At 42.5% G+C, this 18,210-nt stretch carries 21 protein-coding genes; 12 read left to right on the top strand and 9 right to left on the bottom strand.

Annotated features, from left to right (window positions below; translation table 11 throughout):
- The first annotated feature begins 9 nt into the window (after positions 1 to 9).
- The 3 genes from NSS60_RS06445 to NSS60_RS06455 are packed head-to-tail and all read left to right on the top strand — an operon-like array spanning position 10 to position 1,837.
- On the top strand, positions 10 to 681 hold the full coding sequence (locus NSS60_RS06445) for a DnaD domain-containing protein (protein ID WP_004889937.1): 672 nt from the start codon (positions 10 to 12) through the stop codon (positions 679 to 681).
- A 13-nt stretch (positions 682 to 694) separates the two neighbouring features.
- Positions 695 to 1,345 (top strand): endonuclease III, encoded by a 651-nt coding sequence (nth, locus tag NSS60_RS06450; RefSeq protein WP_004889938.1) that lies wholly within the window; start codon positions 695 to 697, stop codon positions 1,343 to 1,345.
- The gene (locus tag NSS60_RS06455) at positions 1,346 to 1,837 is read left to right on the top strand and encodes a YpoC family protein (RefSeq protein WP_340720739.1); all 492 of its coding nucleotides are present in this window, start codon (positions 1,346 to 1,348) and stop codon (positions 1,835 to 1,837) included.
- A gap of 25 nt (positions 1,838 to 1,862) precedes the next feature.
- On the opposite strand, the gene NSS60_RS06460 is transcribed toward NSS60_RS06455, so the two are convergent.
- Positions 1,863 to 4,529: a penicillin-binding protein 1A gene (locus NSS60_RS06460; protein WP_088223256.1), complete on the bottom strand. Its 2,667-nt coding sequence runs from the start codon at positions 4,527 to 4,529 to the stop codon at positions 1,863 to 1,865.
- Positions 4,530 to 4,544: 15 nt separating this feature from the next.
- Positions 4,545 to 5,144, bottom strand: a complete 600-nt coding sequence (gene recU, locus NSS60_RS06465; protein WP_004889942.1) for a Holliday junction resolvase RecU — start codon at positions 5,142 to 5,144, stop codon at positions 4,545 to 4,547.
- Positions 5,145 to 5,528: 384 nt separating this feature from the next.
- Between recU and NSS60_RS06475 the strand changes: the two genes are divergently transcribed.
- Positions 5,529 to 5,732 carry a hypothetical protein gene (locus tag NSS60_RS06475; protein ID WP_006319523.1) on the top strand — a complete coding sequence of 68 codons (204 nt, stop codon included), beginning with the start codon at positions 5,529 to 5,531 and terminating at the stop codon, positions 5,730 to 5,732.
- A 37-nt stretch (positions 5,733 to 5,769) separates the two neighbouring features.
- Here the strand turns inward: NSS60_RS06475 and NSS60_RS06480 are convergent, their stop codons facing one another.
- Positions 5,770 to 5,982, bottom strand: a complete 213-nt coding sequence (locus tag NSS60_RS06480; RefSeq protein WP_004889946.1) for a YppF family protein — start codon at positions 5,980 to 5,982, stop codon at positions 5,770 to 5,772.
- Between the two features lie 153 nt (positions 5,983 to 6,135).
- Between NSS60_RS06480 and NSS60_RS06485 the strand changes: the two genes are divergently transcribed.
- Positions 6,136 to 6,471, top strand: coding sequence for a YppG family protein (locus NSS60_RS06485; protein WP_004889947.1), 336 nt, complete (start codon positions 6,136 to 6,138; stop codon positions 6,469 to 6,471).
- 21 nt (positions 6,472 to 6,492) lie between these two features.
- Here NSS60_RS06485 and NSS60_RS06490 read toward each other — a convergent pair whose 3' ends face one another.
- Positions 6,493 to 6,915 carry an Hsp20/alpha crystallin family protein gene (locus NSS60_RS06490; protein ID WP_004889949.1) on the bottom strand — a complete coding sequence of 141 codons (423 nt, stop codon included), beginning with the start codon at positions 6,913 to 6,915 and terminating at the stop codon, positions 6,493 to 6,495.
- 124 nt (positions 6,916 to 7,039) lie between these two features.
- On the opposite strand from NSS60_RS06490, the gene NSS60_RS06495 reads away from it, so the two are divergent.
- The 3 genes from NSS60_RS06495 (at position 7,040) to NSS60_RS06505 (ending at position 10,396) form a co-directional block, all read left to right on the top strand.
- Positions 7,040 to 7,192, top strand: coding sequence for a hypothetical protein (locus NSS60_RS06495; protein ID WP_155116420.1), 153 nt, complete (start codon positions 7,040 to 7,042; stop codon positions 7,190 to 7,192).
- Positions 7,193 to 7,305: 113 nt separating this feature from the next.
- Positions 7,306 to 8,952, top strand: a complete 1,647-nt coding sequence (locus tag NSS60_RS06500) for a glycerol-3-phosphate dehydrogenase/oxidase (RefSeq protein WP_340720952.1) — start codon at positions 7,306 to 7,308, stop codon at positions 8,950 to 8,952.
- Positions 8,953 to 9,064: 112 nt separating this feature from the next.
- Positions 9,065 to 10,396: an IS4 family transposase gene (locus NSS60_RS06505; RefSeq protein ID WP_340720650.1), complete on the top strand. Its 1,332-nt coding sequence runs from the start codon at positions 9,065 to 9,067 to the stop codon at positions 10,394 to 10,396.
- An 82-nt stretch (positions 10,397 to 10,478) separates the two neighbouring features.
- On the opposite strand, the gene NSS60_RS06510 is transcribed toward NSS60_RS06505, so the two are convergent.
- From NSS60_RS06510 to NSS60_RS06530, 5 genes are all read right to left on the bottom strand, one after another.
- Positions 10,479 to 11,324, bottom strand: coding sequence for an EcsC family protein (locus tag NSS60_RS06510; RefSeq protein ID WP_340720953.1), 846 nt, complete (start codon positions 11,322 to 11,324; stop codon positions 10,479 to 10,481).
- 73 nt (positions 11,325 to 11,397) lie between these two features.
- Entirely contained in the window at positions 11,398 to 11,823 is a 426-nt protein-coding gene (locus NSS60_RS06515) for an Hsp20/alpha crystallin family protein (protein WP_004889956.1), read from the bottom strand.
- Positions 11,824 to 11,896: 73 nt separating this feature from the next.
- On the bottom strand, positions 11,897 to 12,157 hold the full coding sequence (locus tag NSS60_RS06520) for a hypothetical protein (protein ID WP_340720740.1): 261 nt from the start codon (positions 12,155 to 12,157) through the stop codon (positions 11,897 to 11,899).
- An 11-nt stretch (positions 12,158 to 12,168) separates the two neighbouring features.
- Positions 12,169 to 13,137: a hypothetical protein gene (locus tag NSS60_RS06525; protein ID WP_340720741.1), complete on the bottom strand. Its 969-nt coding sequence runs from the start codon at positions 13,135 to 13,137 to the stop codon at positions 12,169 to 12,171.
- Positions 13,138 to 13,304: 167 nt separating this feature from the next.
- Positions 13,305 to 14,537, bottom strand: coding sequence for an aminopeptidase (locus tag NSS60_RS06530; RefSeq protein WP_192954033.1), 1,233 nt, complete (start codon positions 14,535 to 14,537; stop codon positions 13,305 to 13,307).
- A gap of 117 nt (positions 14,538 to 14,654) precedes the next feature.
- On the opposite strand from NSS60_RS06530, the gene NSS60_RS06535 reads away from it, so the two are divergent.
- The 4 genes from NSS60_RS06535 to NSS60_RS06550 all read left to right on the top strand — a co-directional run bounded on the left by NSS60_RS06535 (position 14,655) and on the right by NSS60_RS06550 (position 18,172).
- Entirely contained in the window at positions 14,655 to 15,092 is a 438-nt protein-coding gene (locus NSS60_RS06535; protein WP_004889966.1) for a hypothetical protein, read from the top strand.
- A complete protein-coding gene (locus NSS60_RS06540; protein ID WP_340720742.1) occupies positions 15,089 to 16,210 on the top strand; it encodes a glycerate kinase in 1,122 nt (373 codons plus the stop codon). The genes NSS60_RS06535 and NSS60_RS06540 overlap by 4 nt, the downstream gene beginning before the upstream one ends.
- Positions 16,211 to 16,431: 221 nt before the next feature.
- Positions 16,432 to 17,304: an ABC transporter ATP-binding protein gene (locus NSS60_RS06545; RefSeq protein ID WP_340720743.1), complete on the top strand. Its 873-nt coding sequence runs from the start codon at positions 16,432 to 16,434 to the stop codon at positions 17,302 to 17,304.
- Complete coding sequence (locus NSS60_RS06550) at positions 17,240 to 18,172, top strand: iron-hydroxamate ABC transporter substrate-binding protein (protein ID WP_429636038.1); 933 nt, start codon at positions 17,240 to 17,242, stop codon at positions 18,170 to 18,172. Before NSS60_RS06545 ends, NSS60_RS06550 begins: the two co-directional genes overlap by 65 nt.
- Positions 18,173 to 18,210 lie beyond the last annotated feature (38 nt).

Below are 18,210 nucleotides of genomic sequence, written 5' to 3' on the forward strand. Positions count from 1 at the left end.
GTGTTTGACATGGATAATGAAATGATTCGTTTTTTTCGTGAAGGAAGTGTGGCAATTCCAAGGTTATTGTTAACGAGCTATAAAACGCTTGGGTTAAATGAAACAGAGTTTATGTTACTGTTACACATTCATTCGTTTCTTGAACAAGGCATTTCATTTCCAACCCCAGATGAAATCGCTGCACGCATGACCATTTCATCTGAAATGTGCATGCAACAATTGCGAAAGCTTGTGCAAAAAGGATTTTTAGCTATTGAAGAACGAATGGATGATAACATTCGTAGTGAATGCTATTCACTCGATCCGCTTTGGGAAAAACTTATTCGTGCTGTTTTTCAAGAACAAAAACAAGAAGAAGAGCAAGAAGAACAATTGTATACCGTTTTTGAACATGAATTTGGCCGTCCGCTTTCCCCGATGGAATGCGAGACGTTAGCGATGTGGATGGATCAAGATGAACACGATCCGATCATCATTAAAGCGGCGTTACGTGAAGCTGTACTATCAGGAAAACTAAATTTCCGTTACATTGATCGCATTTTATTCGAATGGAAAAAGAACGGAATTAAAACGATCGAACAAGCGCAACAACATGCGAAAAAGTTTCGAAAAAACCAGTTGAAACAAGATCAACCGTATAAACCAACCGTTCCGATTTATAATTGGCTTGAACAGTCGTAGAAAGGATGGTTACATGTTAACGAAGCAGCAAATTCGCTACTGTTTAGATGAAATTGCAAACATGTTCCCAAACGCGCATTGTGAGCTCGTTCACCGCAATCCGTTTGAACTATTAATTGCTGTTGTATTATCGGCGCAATGTACTGATGCGCTCGTTAATAAGGTGACGAAGCAACTATTTGAAAAATATAAAACACCAGAAGATTACGTCTCTGTTCCGCTAGAAGAGCTTCAACAAGATATACGTTCGATCGGACTATATCGGAATAAAGCGAAAAATATTCAACAACTATGTCGTATATTAATTGAACAATATAACGGAGAAGTGCCAAAAAATCGTGATGAATTAATGAAGCTTCCAGGCGTCGGACGGAAAACAGCGAACGTCGTCGTATCGGTTGCATTCGGTGTTCCCGCGATTGCTGTTGATACGCATGTCGAACGTGTCAGCAAACGACTTGGCATTTGTCGTTGGAAGGATTCTGTGCTAGAAGTAGAAGAAACGCTAATGAAAAAAATTCCGAAAGAAGAATGGTCGGTGACCCATCATCGCCTTATTTTTTTTGGGCGCTATCATTGTAAAGCGCAATCACCAAAATGTGACGTTTGTCCATTACTTCATCTTTGTCGTGAAGGAAAAAAACGGATGAAAGGAAAGATGTAAATGATCGTTCCAAAAACGTTTCAACATCCGCTCTTTTTTTCGGCCGATTTCATTGATACCCATACGTTTCAACCGTTCCCGATGATGATGAAGCATGTGCCATTTTATTACGATATAACGCAAAAAGAAGAGCCTTGGCAACAAAAAGAATGCGCGCTTCCTGCCATATTTCAACTTTGGGAAGAAGAAAAGCGTGAACTCGCCCCGTTATTTGCAGCGCGTCAAGCGAACAAAGCAAAAGAGGGGATCGTTCGGGGAATAAGCTACTTTTTATGTGCGTTACATTGGCTTAATGAACGAGCAGTGAGCAACGTATACGAATGGGAAAAGGAAGTTCAGTCGCTCCCGCTTCGTCCGTTAAATGTTGTGGATCGACTTTCGTTTATTTTCGTCCGTCCTACTCTTCACCATTCTTTTGTGCAATTAGATGAACTATTTACCGAACTCATGAAGCTATTTTATAAACGAATGGCTCAACAAAAAAGAGACTGAGGATGCACTCAGTCTCTTTTCTTACTTATTGATTATTCGTTGTTCCACCGCTATTTCCATTTCGTTGTTGATTGTTCGTTCCCGACGAATTTGTTGATGAATTGTTATTCGGATTTGTTGGATTTGTCGGGTTTGTTGGATTTGTCGGGTTTGTTGGATTTGTCGGGTTTGTTGGTGTTCCCGGATCGCTCGGATTTGTTGGCGTCTCTGGATTGCTTGGGTTTGGCTCGCTCGGGTTTGTTGGCGTCTCCGGACTTTCTCCGTTTCCCGGTTGTTCCGGTGATTCATTTTCACTCGGTTGTTCCGGTGATTCATTTTCACTCGGTTGTTCCGGTTCTTCTTTCGGAATTTGCACAAGTGCTGTAGCAGGTGCGCTTTGTGTGCCATCTGCTGTGACAACGTATACTTCAAATAAGTACACCGAACCTTCTTTTGCCTCAACGGTTAGTTGTGAGTCTTTTGTTGTTGCAATAACGGTCGGTTTACGGCCATCTACTGTCTGCCTTACTTCAAACGACACATCTTTTTCAGGATCGATCGTGTATGACCACGATAATGAAATCATTTGTGTCGCTGGATCGTATTGTGCGCGCAAGTCTTTTACTGGTTCGACGACTTCTGGCTTATCTTCAGCTACTTCTGTCGGTTCTTCATAACCGCGCACGAAATATTCATACGTAATTTCATTTTCTGGCGTATATTCATTTGCTAGTTTCGGAGGATTCGTTCCCTTTTTCACCGCCAGTTTCACGACGCTTTTCGGTTGTTTAAAATCACCGCCACTGCCGTCGTCAATATGGGAAATGACGCGTTTAAACAACTGTTTCGCATATTGTTGTTCAGGCTTCGATAAATACGCTTCGCTACTTTTTTTACTAAAACCGGTCCAAATGGCAGCCGTATAGTTTGGCGTATAGCCAACAAACCAGCTGTCAGGAACTGAACCTCTCTCAAGCCCGTATTTCCGACGATCTTTTTCATCATAGTTTGTCGTTCCTGTTTTTCCAGCGACATGAAGACCTGGTACGTTTGCTGCTCTCCCTGATCCAGATTGCACGGCCGTTTTTAACATGTCAGTAATCATAAACGCCGTATAGTCTTTCATCGCCACCTTTGGTTCTGGACGAAGGTCCATTTCTGTTCCATCTGGAAATACGACTTTTTTTACGGCATGTGGTTCAATGTAAGTGCCACCGTTTCCGAATGCGCTATATGCACCGGCCATTTGGAGTGGAGAGACGCCTTTGCCGACGCCACCAACCGCATATGCTTCATGCATTTCTTCAAAGCCCATGCCAAGTTTATTTGCAAATTGTTTTGCCCGCTCTAAGCCGACTTCTTGGAGCGCTTTTAATGCCGGGATGTTACGTGAACGAGCGAGGGCAGTACGCATCGACATTTGACCTTCGTATTTGCCGTCCCAGTTTTTAATCGGTGTTCCATCAGAGTATTGATATGGCTCATCTTTTAGTTGATGATACGTCGACCATTTTAAATATTCGATTGCAGGACCATAGTCAACAATTGGTTTAATTGTCGAACCAGGCTGTTTTCGTGTATCCGTTGCATAGTTAAATCCGAACGTGACACCTTCTTCTTTTTTCCGACCGCCGCCAAGCGCGCGAATTTCTCCTGTTTTCGTATCTAAAACCGCAATGCCAGCTTGGAAATCGGCCTTGTTTGTGCGAATGACTTCGTCAGAATTGAGCAACTCCTCAACATACGATTGGGCGTTCGGATCTAACGTTGTATAAATGTGCAATCCAGCCGTAAACACATCAAGCCCTGTTTTTTCGGTTACTTCATCGATCACTTGGTCAATAAAAGAGTCATACGGAATATCGCTTTGTTGTTTATTTTCTGTTAATAGCGATTGTACAGGCACTTTTTTTGCTTCTTCTGCTTCTTCTTTCGAAATAAACCCATGTTTCGCCATTAGCGATAGCACCGTATTGCGACGTTTTTCTGCCGCTTCTGGATGCGTAAACGGGTTATAATTGTTCGGGCTTTGCGGAATGCCAGCGAGCAATGCCGCTTCTGGTAGCGTCAATTGCGATAAATCGCTTTTCCCAAAGTACGTTTCTGCCGCTTTTGCAACACCGTATGAGCGGCTCGAGTAATAAATTTTGTTTAAATACATTTCTAAAATTTCTTGCTTCGAGTATTTTTTCTCTAATTGAATGGCAAGCCATAATTCTTGTACTTTTCGTTTTATCGTTTTTTCAGGTGTTAAAAAAGAAAGTTTTACGACTTGTTGTGTAATTGTGCTTCCACCTTCAGCACCAAATCCTTCTCGGACGTTAGCTAGTACCGCTCCGAAAAAACGCACAATGTCAAATCCGTGATGCTTATAGAAGCGGGCATCTTCTGTAGCGAGTACAGCTTGTTCGAGCACTTTTGGAATATCATTATACGATACGTAAATTCGTTTTTGTTGTCCTAGCTCTACCACTTTTTGCCCATTTCCATCGTAAATGATCGAAGCTAAAGGATCGCGCAACAACGTCTCATCGAGCGGTGGAGCGTCTTTAATCATCCAAGCAAACGCCGCCACACCGGAGAACATCCCGATCGTCATAATAAGCAACATGATAAGCACAATTTTTTTCATAATCGATCGCCCTCGTTTCCGCGGACGTTGTTTTTTTTGTTCTGCCTGTTTTCGTTCTGTTCGTGAACGATAATTCGCCATATCGTTCCTCCTATTCTAAAAATATAGTTTGTCCACAATATGAATATAATCGATTCGTGGGTGATAGCCAAGCGGAATGAGATGGCCGCGCCGTTCGACTTCCGCTTTTGTAATCGATTTACGACCACCTTGTTGCTTTCGCTCCCAATATTCAAGGAGGTGATGTGCGTCCAATAAATATGTTTCGTCAAACGTCGTAAAACGCAAAATCACGAAGCAAATGGCTCCATGCGTTAACACTTGTTTTATATGTTCAATTTGGTGTTCGTGAAAGTTTTGAAGCGGAAATGATGTGCGATTCCGTGTTTCTTTCGCTTCAAAATCGATATATTTCCCACGATATATGCCGTTATAGTCTGTCGTGGACGGCTGTTTAAAGTACGCTTCTTTAATGACGGCAGCACTTCGTTTTGGATAATCGACACGCACAATTTGCACAGGTGTCGGTTTTTTATGAATGACAGCAATACCTTGAGCTAAGTAATACGTGTTTGTTTCATTTAAGTCAGCCTCAAGTGTCATCCCGCGGTTCCCGTACGTATCAGGAGTACAAGCGCGCAACGTCTGTTCATTTTCTTTTTTTTCATACGTCCGCCCATTCGGATATTTAAACATATCATCCCCCCTTGAATGTTCAACATTATACCATATGTTTCGTCCGTTCGTCATTTTCGTGAAAATTAGAAAAAGCGAGCATATTCGCTCGCTTCTTTTCCTTATGTAGAAGGACGATCCGGGCCTTCTAGCTTTTTGTCGCCGAAGCCTGTCGTTTCTTCTTGCTTCGGTTTTTGCTTTTTCTTTTGTTCTTTTTTCGCCATCGCCATGCCTCCTTTCGCTTTTTTATTTTGACCGCTCATGTCAAAAACATGCGCATCGATTTGTCGAATTTTGTACACACAACACTTTGTTTGCCGAATTTCTTCTAGTTTTGTCAAGTGAGAAGGGAAGAGGTAGTGGATGGAGAATGTGTATGGCAAAGGGCGAAAGGGGAGTTGGAGGATGGAACATATTCAAATGCAACTACAACAGTTGTTTGATGAAATTGAACAGTTAGAAAATAAATTAAAAGAGCGTACGGCAGAACAAATGGCTACACATTACGATATGCAACAAGATCGTTTACAACATATCGAACGCCAACTCGACAACATCGAACAGCAAATTGAAAAAAAAGAAACGTATACGTTCGCTCCGGCAATATAAAAAAGGTGGCCAATGGTGCCACCTTTATTCTTTCACCTTACTCAATGCTTCCCGAATATTGCACGACTCGTTCGTCATCGGGTTTGTATGCCCCAAGCGCCTCTAAATCGCGTACAAGATGACGATACATGCCAAGCGGCAATTCGTTGCGCAAATAAAGTTGGCGCGCAAAGTCAAGCAGTTCGTTTGCATCGATCGGTTCATATTGTTTCATTGCGATAAATTTGTTTTTTAATTCAACAATTGTCATAATTATGCCCTCCCCCTTTTACACTTATCATAACATAAAAAAAGACGACATGTTAAATTCAAAAAATTGAGAATTCCGACATCGATTGACATGATTAGTCACGAACCATTTTACTTCAAGCGAATACGATGTAATGAAAGGAGATGAAAACATATGTATCAATCGTGGCCTACGATGCAAATGCCACATATTCCACCAGTGAACTATTATCCATACTATTCTCAACCGGTGTTGTTTCCAGCTCAGCCAGTCGTTCCGCCTGTTGTACCATCGATGTCTCCATTCGCTCCGCCAGCGGCTTCTCCTTTTGTACCGCCGATGTCTCCATTCATTCCTGCCCCGAAACCGCCAAGCTTGCTTGAGCAGTTTAAAACAAAAGAGGGAACGTATGATATCACAAAAATGATGAATACGATGGGGCAGGCGGTGCAAGTGATGAACCAGATGAGCGGTCTTGTAAAAGGATTAACGCAAACGTTTAAATTGTAACGTTTGCGTTTTTTCGTGCATTTATTCGATTGGAATAAATGTTTTTCGTTGCGGAAGACGAATGATCAGTTTGCCGTCTTGAAATGATGCTTGAGTGTCTGATTCACTCACAGGATAAGGAAGAAAAATCGATTTTGTCGCCCGTTCATACGTGCGTTTGCGTTGAACGAATTTCTTTTCGTCATCAATCGTTTCTGTTTGCTCATCATAAATAACCGACAACAATAGACGTGTATTGTCTATAAACTGTAGATGGACGCCATCGCGTGTCGCATTCGGAAGATGGGCGATAATGACGTATTCTTCATTCGTTTCACGTACATCGATCGGGATATAGACCGGTGAAAATGTACGATGCACATATTCATCAAGCGTGTATAACAGTTTTTTTAATGACCGATCATCAAAAAATGAGTCAAGCATGTGAGATAAATCTTTTTTCATCAACTTTCACTCCTTATGACATACGTTTGTTCGTAATATATGCAGGAAAAAATAAATTGTTCGCGAAACTTTTTATAGGTGATGGACGTAAATATGTAAAAGAGATGAGAAAGGAAGAGAGTGTGTGCAAAGAAAACGAGGGAAAAATGAACGACCAAATGTAAAAAAAATCGTCAACAAATATAAAGAAAAAGGAATGAATATTAGCCTATGTAAACCACGTTCGGCCATCAAATGGCTTTTTGTGCAAAACAGTTGCTTTTTTCCGCACATATGATACAATGAAATTAAAGTTCATACATGTCAAGAGACGAAGAGAGACCATACATGCATAATAAGCGAAACTTATTGTGCTTGTCTTGGTCTCTTTTTGTTTTACAAGGGGGAATGATGATGTTTTCGGCAAAAAGACGACTGCAAATGATAGAAGAAATGAGCCAAACGACGTACGATGTGCTGATTATTGGCGGGGGAATTACCGGCTGTGGCATTGCGCTCGATGCAGCGACGCGCGGCATGAAAACAGCATTGATTGAGATGCAAGATTTCGCCGCTGGAACATCGAGCCGTTCAACGAAGCTCGTTCATGGAGGATTACGCTATTTAAAACAGTTTGAAGTGAAAATGGTTGCAGAAGTCGGGAAAGAGCGAGCCATCGTATATGAAAACGGTCCGCATGTGACAACTCCAGAATGGATGTTATTGCCGATTCATCGCGGCGGCACGTTCGGAAGATGGAGCACATCCATCGGGCTATGGGTATATGATCATTTAGCTCTCGTCAAAAAAGAAGAACGACGAACGATGTTGTCCGCAGATGAGACGCTACAAAAAGAGCCGTTAATTAAACGAGATGGATTGCTCGGTGGTGGGTATTATGTTGAGTATCGCACAGATGATGCACGTTTGACGATTGAAGTTATTAAAAAAGCAGTAGAATGCGGGGCGCATGCTGTCAACTACGTGAAGGCGGAGTCGTTTTTGTACGATAAAAACGGGCGCATCCATGGCGTGATGTGTCGCGAGCAAACGACAGGAAAAACATTTACGATACATGCAAAAAAAATAGTTAATGCGGCAGGTCCATGGGTCGATGTACTTCGTGAAAAAGATGGCTCAAATGTCGGAAAAAAATTACGTTTAACAAAAGGTGTGCACATTGTCATTGACCAAGCACATTTTCCGCTTAAACAAGCGGTATATTTTGATACGCCTGACGGTCGCATGGTATTTGCGATTCCGCGCGACGGGAAAACGTACGTGGGAACAACAGATACGTTTTATGATGGTGATCGTGCCCATCCGAAAATGACGCGTGAAGATCGCGACTATTTATTACGTGCCATTCATTACATGTTTCCGTCCGTTCGTTTGACGGAACAACAAATTGAATCAAGCTGGGCTGGAATTCGTCCGCTCATTTATGAAGAAGGGAAAGATCCGTCTGAAATTTCCCGCAAAGACGAAGTTTGGCAATCCCCGTCTGGTCTCATTACGATTGCGGGAGGAAAGTTAACTGGCTATCGCAAAATGGCGGAAACGGTTGTTGACCTTATTGCTAAACAGTTAGATGGGGCGTATCCGCCTTGCCGAACGAAACATTTACCAATTTCTGGTGGAGACGTCGGTGGTGCGAGCCGGTGGCATACGTTTCTATCCGAAAAAGTAGCTGAAGGGCTTGCTTACGGGTTTACAGAAAAAGAAGCAAAACAGCTCGTGCAGCGATACGGTACGAATGTTGATCGTTTATTTGCATTAGCTCGTACGTATGATCCTAATAACGTATCGCTACCGCTCGATTGGTATGTGATGTGCATCTATGCGCTCGAACACGAAATGACCGTTACGCCGCTTGACTTTTTCATTCGTCGCACAGGGGCCCTCTTTTTTGACATCGCTGCGGTTCGCCAGCTAAAAGAAGCCGTCATTGCACTTATGCAGTCATATTTTCATTGGACAGAAGAAGAACGAAACCGATATGAACAACAAGTAAACATGGCGCTTCATGATGCCGTCATTCCTTGTGATGAAGCGTAACGTTAGGCGGGGGATCCCCATAGCCATCAAGTTAAGCATTTGGGCCTTTGTACACCGTTAAAAACATGGTATCCTTTCTAGCGAATACTCTTCGTTAGAAAGGATTTTTTCTATGGAAAATCAAATGCAAGCATGGATGAAAACCATCCGCCAACTTTTCTCGCCTGAGACATTGACTCATCTTGCTCAAGAAACAGGATTTATCCAACGAAAACGAGCATTAACGGCAGAAGCATTTTTGACTCTTTGTGCATGGGGAGATGGCTCACTGGCACAACAATCACTCCAACGGTTATGTACGTCTCTCACGCTCCGCCATGACTGTTCCCTGTCCAGCGAAGGATTGAATCAGCGCTTTACCGAGCGAGCCGTGGCGTTTTTGCGAGAAGTGTTTTTCCTTCTCCTCCAACGACAACGCCCATTGCTTTGGTCCACCATCCAAACCTACCGGACGTGTTTTACTCGCTTGCGGATTTTGGATTCGACCAGTTTTTTGGTTCCTGCCGACTACGGGGAGGACTACCGAGGTTCCGTCTCATCAGGAGCGAAAATTCAGTTTGAATATGACTTGTTGTCTGGTGCCTGTCTTCAACTATGCGTTCAATCGGCCAATGACTCGGACGCCCGTTTTGCCTATCATGCCCAGCACACGATTTTGCCGAATGACCTATGTATTCGGGATTTGGGCTTTTTCTCCGTTGCCGCACTAACCGAGATCGACGCCCGAGGAGCGTATTATATTACTCGGCTCCGTTCCGATATGAAAGTGTATATCAAAGAGAATAGCCAGTGGAAGGAATGGGATTGGGAATCTCTTGGGAATCAATTAAAGGAAGGGGAATCAGTAGAAATGGAACATGTATACATCGGGCATGAGCGTTTGTATATCCCACGCTTGATTTTTCGACGTTTGACGGAAGAAGAATGGCAAAAACGGATGGCGTATGTGCGAAAAAGGGAAAAAAGAAAAGGGAAGGCGCTGACACGCCAAACCCTCGAACAAAAGAAATACCACATCTTACTGACTAATTTACCACAAGAGTCGTTTGATGGGCAACAGGTTTATGGGCTTTATTCTTTGCGGTGGCAAATTGAACTGCTGTTTAAAGCGTGGAAGTCCGTTTTTGATTTGGAGAAAGTGAAGAAGATGAAGAAAGAACGGTTCGAATGCCATGTATATGGGACGTTGATTGCCATTTTGGTGACTCAAACCTTTCTGTTTCAAGCTCGAACGTATTGGCAACAAACAGAAGGGATTCAAATCAGCGAACGGAAAGCACTAGATGTTCTCCAATCCTATTGGCAACAACTGCTTTTGCGCCTATCCAAGGAAGAAATCAGCCTTTCTTCTCCCCTCCTTCTATTGAGAAAACATGGAAGAAAGGATCGAAGGAAAGGAAAAGAAACGGCATCGGATCTCTTGGTTAAATTGGGTATTTATTGATTAGATTCATAAAAACGCCAAATAACCCTCTCCAAGAGGGTTATTTGGCATGCCTAAAACATGTGGTATTCTTTTTCTTCAGCTAATGATCACAAACATTGCGTATGGACACAACGACCCTTAACACTAAACTTGACGGGTATGCGGGGGATCCCGCCTTTTCTATTTCTTCCAACCTTTCTATAATGCGTCGTTTACGATAAAACATTGCACCTGCTTCAGCAATGTCGTGAATCATCGTTTGATTTGTCCATGCTCCAAATAACATTCCTACAATCGGAACGGATTGAAACAACTTTTTCCAACCGTACTGGTCGCGAAACGCCCAAACGATTTCGCGCCATCCTTGTAATTGTGACATCGTTTGTCGTTCATTTTTTGCTGTCCATTCATTTAATATCGCTTGCTTGCCAACGACGTCAGCAAGCGCAAATTGTAAACATTTGACGATAAACAATCGTTCTTCTTTCTCATGTGGATCAAATCCGTATACGATCGCAATTTCTTGCAACGTTTTTAAAGCGGTGCCTAAAACGACAGCAATATCGAGAAGCAACGTAAACGCTCCACCCAATCCTGTCGTTGCCCCTTGATACATCGCAAACGTTTTACGTTTCGCAATTAATGTTTCACACGCTTCATTCATCCGTTGTAAAGGAATCGAACGAACAGCGTGTAGCGTTGGCACTCCATAAAACGTTGATAAAACGGCTTCTTTATTTACTAAATATTGTCCGCCTGTTTGAATATATTGGCCAAGCTCATCAAGCAATTGCGCCATTTTTTTATGTATCCACGCCGGGGTCAATCGATCAAGTAAAGCAAAAGGCAAACGGCTTATTTTTTCCCAAAACCAAATGCGCTTTTGTTCTTTTTCCCATTGTTCAATAAGATGAAGTTGCTCGATTAAAAACGATTTGTCATCCATTTCTTTCACCCCATGCATACATACGTGTGAACCGCATAAAAGTTTCAAAAAAACACCGGCGATCGTGCCGGTGTCAATGAAATTGTACGTCAATTCGTTTTTTCTCATCAGCCTGCGCTTTCGGGATACGAATTTCAAGTACACCATTTTTATATGATGCTTGAACATGTTCATGTGCGGCAGGGGAGGGAAGAGGAATGGTACGATGAAACCGCCCATAAAACCGCTCTTGCCGATGCATATGTTCATCGTGTACGTCGTGTTGTCTGCGCACGTGTCCGCTAATCGATAACGTTTGATGATCGATATGAATATCGACGTCTTCTTTTCGCTCTAGCCCCGGAATGTCGCACGTCACAATCATTTCTTTTTCATTTTCATGCACATCGACGCGAGGCATACGAAACACACCATCTACGTGCGAAAAAAGGGAAGGAAAGCTAGAAAACATACGTTCTACATCTCGTCGCATCACATCTAATGAACGAAACGGATCCATCGAAAAACCTCCTCGTATTATATTCGCTACATATTTTGTGCAAATGACGAGATGTTATACAAAAAAACTTGCCTTAGCGGGAAGGCAAGTTTTCAAGCTGTTGTACGTATAAACGGACGAGTTCGTATTGTTGTTTCGCATCGAGCGATGATGACGCAATGCGCTTGAGCGCCAATGAAAATTTTTCGTAAGGCGATTTTCTCAAACGAGGATGTGTCATTTCATCTAATAAATCGCGGCGAATCGCATCGCATAGGACAGTTTCTGCATTGTTTTCTGTGGCAGGCAACGAACGGTGTGACCATAATGATCGATATGCTTCTAATAGCTCCATGAAAACCCTCCTCAGTCAATACGTTTAATCGTTTCTGCCATTTGCAAAAACGGATCTAACCCATCAGCTTGCTGAACGAAAATGGTGAGTCGCATCGGCGTTCCGCTCTTTACAACAAATACATATACTTCTCCATCTGTAATGGCACTTTTATATACGTCCGCTCCGTTTAAAAGCGTTCCTTTTGTCCACGTTACTTTTTCGACTGTGCCGTCTTTACTGCTTGCCTTTACGTACTGTTCTGCTTGTTCCTCGATTAACGACCAGTCCGCACCATCATCAATAAGTTCTACTGTCATCGATGCTTTTTCTTCGTCGAGAAAAATCATATCTTTGCCCGGTTCGACCGCTTCGGCTTGATAACCGTTTAAAATGTTTGCTTGAAACGGCTGATTGCTACTTTTGTATGTGAAAAATGATTCGTTCGGTTGTTCACTCGTTTCCGTTTCGGTTCGTTGAATCGTTTTCGCCATCGTCATAAACGTATCAAGCCAATTATCTCCTTTTTTCGTAAACACCGTTAAAAACATCGGTGCATTTTCTGTTACGCCAATAATATATACGACACTATTATCGACAGATGCTTCGTATACAATAGCATCTTCAAACGGCAATGTCCCTTCAAACGGAGTAGCTTCCTCAGTGACAGCCATAGCCCGTTCTTTTGCGTACGTTTCCATTTGTTCTTTTGCTTCTTTTGGCAAAAGTTCAATGCGCATCCATTGCTCTTGCTCACTTTCATGCATGACGACATCTTTTCCTGGCTCTTCTGCCTCTAAACTAAACTTCGGTAATAATGAAATCGTAAACGGTTGATTTGTACTTTCAACAAGTGTCAATTCAAGCGGTGCCGGTGCTTGTTTTTTTTGCTCTTTATTTTCAATAGGCTGTTTTGCTGGCGCAGTTGTTTGTTCGTTGCAAGCGGAAAGCAATGTAACAGCCGCAACGATGCTAATAAGTAACTTCGACCGTTGTTTCATATTTGTCGCTCCTTTAATTGTTTTTACTTTTATTGTCGTATAGTTTTACGTTTCATGCAAGTATTCCTTTTTATACACGACCGTTCGATTTCGTCCTTGTTGTTTCGCTTCATTTGTTGCAAGCTATGCGAACGAAAAAAATGTTGCGGACAAACGCCGCAACATTTTTAAATCGAAATGACCCATTCACCGTTTCGCATAATCGGTTCGCGCACACCGTCTTTTGTAACCCCATCGACGTTTAATTCATGCGAACCGATCATAAAATCTTCATGCACTAAACTATCGTTCGCGCCACGTGCAAGCAACTCCTCTGTGCGCATATTCGTTCCGCCTTCAATATTTGTTGGATATGCTTTGCCAAGCGCTAAATGCGAGGCAGCATTTTCATCAAATAACGTATTATAAAAAACAAGATTCGATTGAGAAATCGGGGAGCGATGCGGGACGAGCGCAATTTCTCCTAGTCGGCGTGCGCCTTCGTCTGTATCAAGCAAATGTTTCAATGTATCGTAACCGACTTCTGCTGTAAAATCAACGACTTTTCCATCTTTAAATGTAAGCGTAAAGCCATCAATAATATTTCCACCGTAGTTAAGCGGTTTTGTATTGCGCACAACGCCGTTCGTTCCATCTTTATGAGGCATCGTAAATACTTCTTCGGTTGGTATGTTTGGATTAAATATAATGCCATCTGTGCTCTTCGCTGCACCACCAGCCCAAATATGTCCATCTGGAAGCTCCACCGTTAAATTTGTTCCTGGCCCGTTATAAATGAGCTGTTTATATTGCTTATTGTTTAAATAATCGACAATGCGCGCTAATTTTTCGTTATGCGTTTTCCATGCCGCAATCGGATCGTCTTGATCTACGCGTGTCACTTGGAAAATAACGTCCCATAATTTTGCGATCGCTTCGTCTTCATTCATATTCGGAAATACTTTTTTCGCCCATGCTGGCGTCGGCACAGCAATTAACGACCAACAGTTATGATCGGCCATTAGGCGACTGCGATAATGTTGTAGCGCAAGGCTTGCTGCTTTCGTTGCTGCTGCGACACGCGCAGGGTCAATATCTTTTAATAAGTCTGGATTCGGTGCATAAATGCTTAAAAACGCCCCACCTTTTTCAGCGACTTCCTCACGCCCTTTCGCAAGCCAAGACGGGTATTCATGAAGCGCTTCTTCTGGTGCGTGTTTAAATTTTATGTACGTGATCTCTTCATCGCTCCACTCGACATGCACATGTTTTGCTCCCGCTTCGTACGCTTTTTTAGCAATTTCGCGCACAAGTGGGGCAGACGGTAACGGTGCGTTAATAAACAACGTTTGTCCTGGTTGAATGTTAACCCCAACACGTACAGCTAATTGTGCGTATTTTTCCAATTGTTTTTCTAACATAACAAAACCTCCTTATCGTAAAGCATACTACCATTTTAACAAAACGGATGATGTTGTGAAAACATTTTCGTCTGTATTATGATGAAGGAAGAAACATAACTAGAAAGGGAATGACTTATGGAATGTGGTGACCAACAATTATTTTGTGTTGAAGGCATATTTATTCGTGCTTATGAACGAACAGTTGATGTGCAAGTGAAGGGAGAGACGCTTACGTTTACGACTACGACGAACGAGCCGATAATCGGCTTTTGTGCCGGTGACGATGTTGGGGTGGCGTTTTGCGAAATCGAAGGGGAAAAGAAACTGATTTCAATGGAACGAAAAGACGGTTCAGCACTTTCGTACGTCAACGGAGAATATTTTGCCGACATCATTTTTATTCAGTGGGTAAATGAAACGTCGTTTTTATTTGATATGTATCGCTCCCCTTATCGAGATTATGAAATAATGACGACGAATGAATCGTTTTCATGTGAACGTGGAACAACGATGACTGTTTTGTTCGTTCGCCAAGACGGAAAAAATATATTGAAAAAGGTTGTTGCGAAATGAAAGTTATCATTGCACCAGATTCATTTAAGGGAAGTTTATCGGCACATGATGTGTGTACCGTAATCAAAAAAGCGTTTTCCGATGAATATCCGGAAGCGACCGTCATCGCTGTTCCGATGGCAGACGGGGGAGAAGGGACGATGGAAGCGATCGTTTCCGCTATGAACGGCTCCGTTCAATATGTAACGGTTCGCGGTCCGCTTTTCGAAACGCGGCAAGCGGCATATGGCGTTGCTCAAGATACGGCTGTCATCGAAGTGGCGCAAGTGATCGGCTTGCCGCTTGTCCCAATGGAAAAGCGCAATCCGCTTCACACGACAACGTATGGTGTGGGCGAAGTGATCGCGACAGCGCTTGATGCGGGGTATCGCCGTTTCGTCATTGGGCTTGGCGGAAGTAGTACAAATGATGGTGGGTTCGGCATGTTATGTGCGCTCGGTGCGACGTTTACGAACGCTAAAGGGGAACCATTGCCTCCGGTCCCGTCTTCTTTGCCACAAATCGCTCATGTCAATATGACATCGCTTGATCGACGCCTGCATGAAAGCGAGTTTCTTATCGCATGTGATGTCGATAATCCGCTTTGTGGAGAGCGAGGAGCATCGTACGTATTTGGACCGCAAAAAGGAGCGAATGATGAAGTGGTTCGTATATTGGATCGATGGCTATATACGTATGCGCAAACAATCGAACAGCAAATTGGTCGTTCATATGCACGTGAGCGCGGAGCTGGTGCGGCAGGAGGTTTAGGTTTTGCCTTTTTATTGCTTGGAGGGAAATTAATTTCCGGGGCAAAACTTGTTGGTGAAACGGTGCAACTGCCGCAAAAAATCAAACATGCTCACATTGTCATTACTGGAGAAGGACAAAGCGACGAGCAAACGTTATATGGAAAAGTACCATTTTATGTCGCACAATTAGCGAACGAATATGACGTCCCTGCTTTTTTATTGTCAGGCAGTCTCGGCGATGGGTTTGAAAAGCTCTACGCATATTTTGTTAGCTGTGATGCGATTGCGACAAAACCGATGACGGTAGAACAATGCATGCAATCAGCTTCTACGCTCTTATATGCGAAAGCACGGAACATTGCTCGTACACTCAAGCGGTTTTCCTAGTCGAAAACCGCTTCATTAATGCTTAGTTTACTTTTATTAAACATTGTTCTAAATAAACAAATAAAAAGAAAAAAAACACATTTTTAACTTCCCTCAGAATGAAGTTGGTTTTTTCATAAAAAAATAATTGACAATGATAATCAATTCATGTAAATTACAATGTGTATTGATATTAATTCTCAATATCGATTAGTTGGCTACATGTTCGAGGGGGTAAACATATGTCACGGTTGTATACAGAGCAACTTTCGATCGGATATGGAGAACGCGTCATTGTTGATCGGTTAACTGTACATATTCCAGATGAAAAAATAACGACAATTATCGGGCCGAACGGGTGCGGAAAATCGACGCTCTTAAAAGCGATGACACGCATTATTCGTCATCAAGAGGGAGCGGTCATTTTAGACGGGAAACAAATTTCGCAAGAGCATACGAAATTGCTGGCGCAAAAAATGGCCATTTTACCGCAAACGCCGGAAAGTCCGGGGGGATTGACGGTTGGTGAGCTCGTTTCTTACGGACGGTTCCCATACCAAAAAGGATTCGGCCGGCTAACGAAGCGCGACTATGAAGTTATTGATTGGGCGCTTGAAGTGACCGGAACGATCGCATTTAAACACCGTCCAGTTGATTCGCTATCAGGTGGTCAAAGACAACGCGTCTGGATTGCGATGGCGCTTGCGCAAGAGACCGATATCATTTTTTTAGATGAACCGACAACGTATTTAGATATGGCGCATCAATTAGAAGTGCTCGAATTGTTGCAACGTTTAAACCGCGAACAAAAGCGCACGATCATTATGGTGTTGCATGATTTAAATCAAGCAGCACGCTTTGCAGATTATATGATTGCGATGAAAGACGGAAAAATTGTTCAAGCAGGAACGTGCGAACAAGTGATGACGCGCGACGTATTACGAAAAGTGTTTCATATCGACGCAGAAATTGGCCGTGACCCTCGAACAAACAAACCGATGTGTATCACATATCATTTAATAAAAGGAGATGCAAAAGGAGATGCAGAACATGTTGAAGAAGCGAATGATGTCCATTCTTCTTTTGTTCGTCCTCATCTTGAGTGCGTGCGGTAATCAAGCAGCTGAAAAAGAACAAGAAAAGGAAGCAAAAGAAGCAAACGAGCCAAAAACAATGACATATCAATCTGAAACAGGCCCAGTCGAAGTGCCTACGAATCCGAAGCGCGTTGTCGTTTTATCTTCCTTTTTAGCAGGTAGTGTGATGGCGTTAGATGTACCGATTGTTGGGGTTGACTCTTGGGCAAAAATGAACCCTCGTTATGAGCCATATTTGAAAGATGCAAAGGAAGTAACAGATGAAAGTTTGGAACAAATTATCGAGCTTGAGCCAGATTTAATTATCGCTGCGTCAACAAACAAAAACTTAGATAAATTAAAAGAAATTGCTCCAACTGTCACATATACTTACGGAAAAGTAGACTATTTAACACAACATTTAGAAATTGGAAAGTTATTAAATAAAGAAGAAGAAGCGAAAAAATGGATCGATGACTTCAAAAAGCGGGCACAAGAAGCTGGCGAAAAAATTCGCGCAAAAATTGGTGAAAATGCAACCGTTTCGGTCATTGAAAACTTCGATAAACAACTGTATGTATTCGGAAACAACTGGGGCCGCGGCACAGAAATTTTATATCAAGAAATGAAATTAAAAATGCCAAAAGCAGTAGAAGAACATGCATTAAAAGATGGATACTATGCGATTTCCCTTGAAGTTCTTCCGCAATTTGCCGGAGATTATCTCATTTTCAGCAAAAATGCAGATGGCGATCTTTCATTCACAGAAACAGATACGTATAAAAATATCCCAGCGGTGAAAAACAATCGCGTCTTTGAAGCCAATGCAAAAGAATTTTACTTTAACGACCCAATTACATTAGAATATCAGCTTGAGTTTTTCAAAAAGCACTTCTTAGGAGAGTAATATAAAAGAAAGAGGAGTTCGTCGTGAATTCCTCTTTC

Source organism: Anoxybacillus sp. FSL W8-0382 (assembly GCF_038003845.1).
GTDB lineage: Bacteria > Bacillota > Bacilli > Bacillales > Anoxybacillaceae > Anoxybacillus > Anoxybacillus flavithermus_G.

Excerpts from the sequence above, each read along its gene's own strand:
- NSS60_RS06515 (WP_004889956.1), bottom strand. The coding sequence starts at position 11,823 with ATGGATCCGTTTCGTTCATTAGATGTGATGCGACGAGATGTAGAACGT.
- NSS60_RS06500 (WP_340720952.1), top strand. The coding sequence starts at position 7,306 with ATGATGTTTTCGGCAAAAAGACGACTGCAAATGATAGAAGAAATGAGC.
- NSS60_RS06540 (WP_340720742.1), top strand. The coding sequence starts at position 15,089 with ATGAAAGTTATCATTGCACCAGATTCATTTAAGGGAAGTTTATCGGCA.
- NSS60_RS06545 (WP_340720743.1), top strand. The coding sequence starts at position 16,432 with ATGTCACGGTTGTATACAGAGCAACTTTCGATCGGATATGGAGAACGC.
- NSS60_RS06460 (WP_088223256.1), bottom strand. The coding sequence starts at position 4,529 with ATGGCGAATTATCGTTCACGAACAGAACGAAAACAGGCAGAACAAAAA.
- NSS60_RS06550 (WP_429636038.1), top strand. The coding sequence starts at position 17,240 with ATGTTGAAGAAGCGAATGATGTCCATTCTTCTTTTGTTCGTCCTCATC.
- NSS60_RS06520 (WP_340720740.1), bottom strand. The coding sequence starts at position 12,157 with ATGGAGCTATTAGAAGCATATCGATCATTATGGTCACACCGTTCGTTG.
- recU (WP_004889942.1), bottom strand. The coding sequence starts at position 5,144 with ATGTTTAAATATCCGAATGGGCGGACGTATGAAAAAAAAGAAAATGAA.
- NSS60_RS06530 (WP_192954033.1), bottom strand. The coding sequence starts at position 14,537 with ATGTTAGAAAAACAATTGGAAAAATACGCACAATTAGCTGTACGTGTT.
- NSS60_RS06490 (WP_004889949.1), bottom strand. The coding sequence starts at position 6,915 with ATGAAAAAAGATTTATCTCACATGCTTGACTCATTTTTTGATGATCGG.
- NSS60_RS06485 (WP_004889947.1), top strand. The coding sequence starts at position 6,136 with ATGTATCAATCGTGGCCTACGATGCAAATGCCACATATTCCACCAGTG.
- NSS60_RS06480 (WP_004889946.1), bottom strand. The coding sequence starts at position 5,982 with ATGACAATTGTTGAATTAAAAAACAAATTTATCGCAATGAAACAATAT.
- nth (WP_004889938.1), top strand. The coding sequence starts at position 695 with ATGTTAACGAAGCAGCAAATTCGCTACTGTTTAGATGAAATTGCAAAC.
- NSS60_RS06505 (WP_340720650.1), top strand. The coding sequence starts at position 9,065 with ATGGAAAATCAAATGCAAGCATGGATGAAAACCATCCGCCAACTTTTC.
- NSS60_RS06475 (WP_006319523.1), top strand. The coding sequence starts at position 5,529 with ATGGAACATATTCAAATGCAACTACAACAGTTGTTTGATGAAATTGAA.
- NSS60_RS06455 (WP_340720739.1), top strand. The coding sequence starts at position 1,346 with ATGATCGTTCCAAAAACGTTTCAACATCCGCTCTTTTTTTCGGCCGAT.
- NSS60_RS06525 (WP_340720741.1), bottom strand. The coding sequence starts at position 13,137 with ATGAAACAACGGTCGAAGTTACTTATTAGCATCGTTGCGGCTGTTACA.
- NSS60_RS06535 (WP_004889966.1), top strand. The coding sequence starts at position 14,655 with ATGGAATGTGGTGACCAACAATTATTTTGTGTTGAAGGCATATTTATT.
- NSS60_RS06510 (WP_340720953.1), bottom strand. The coding sequence starts at position 11,324 with ATGGATGACAAATCGTTTTTAATCGAGCAACTTCATCTTATTGAACAA.
- NSS60_RS06445 (WP_004889937.1), top strand. The coding sequence starts at position 10 with ATGGATAATGAAATGATTCGTTTTTTTCGTGAAGGAAGTGTGGCAATT.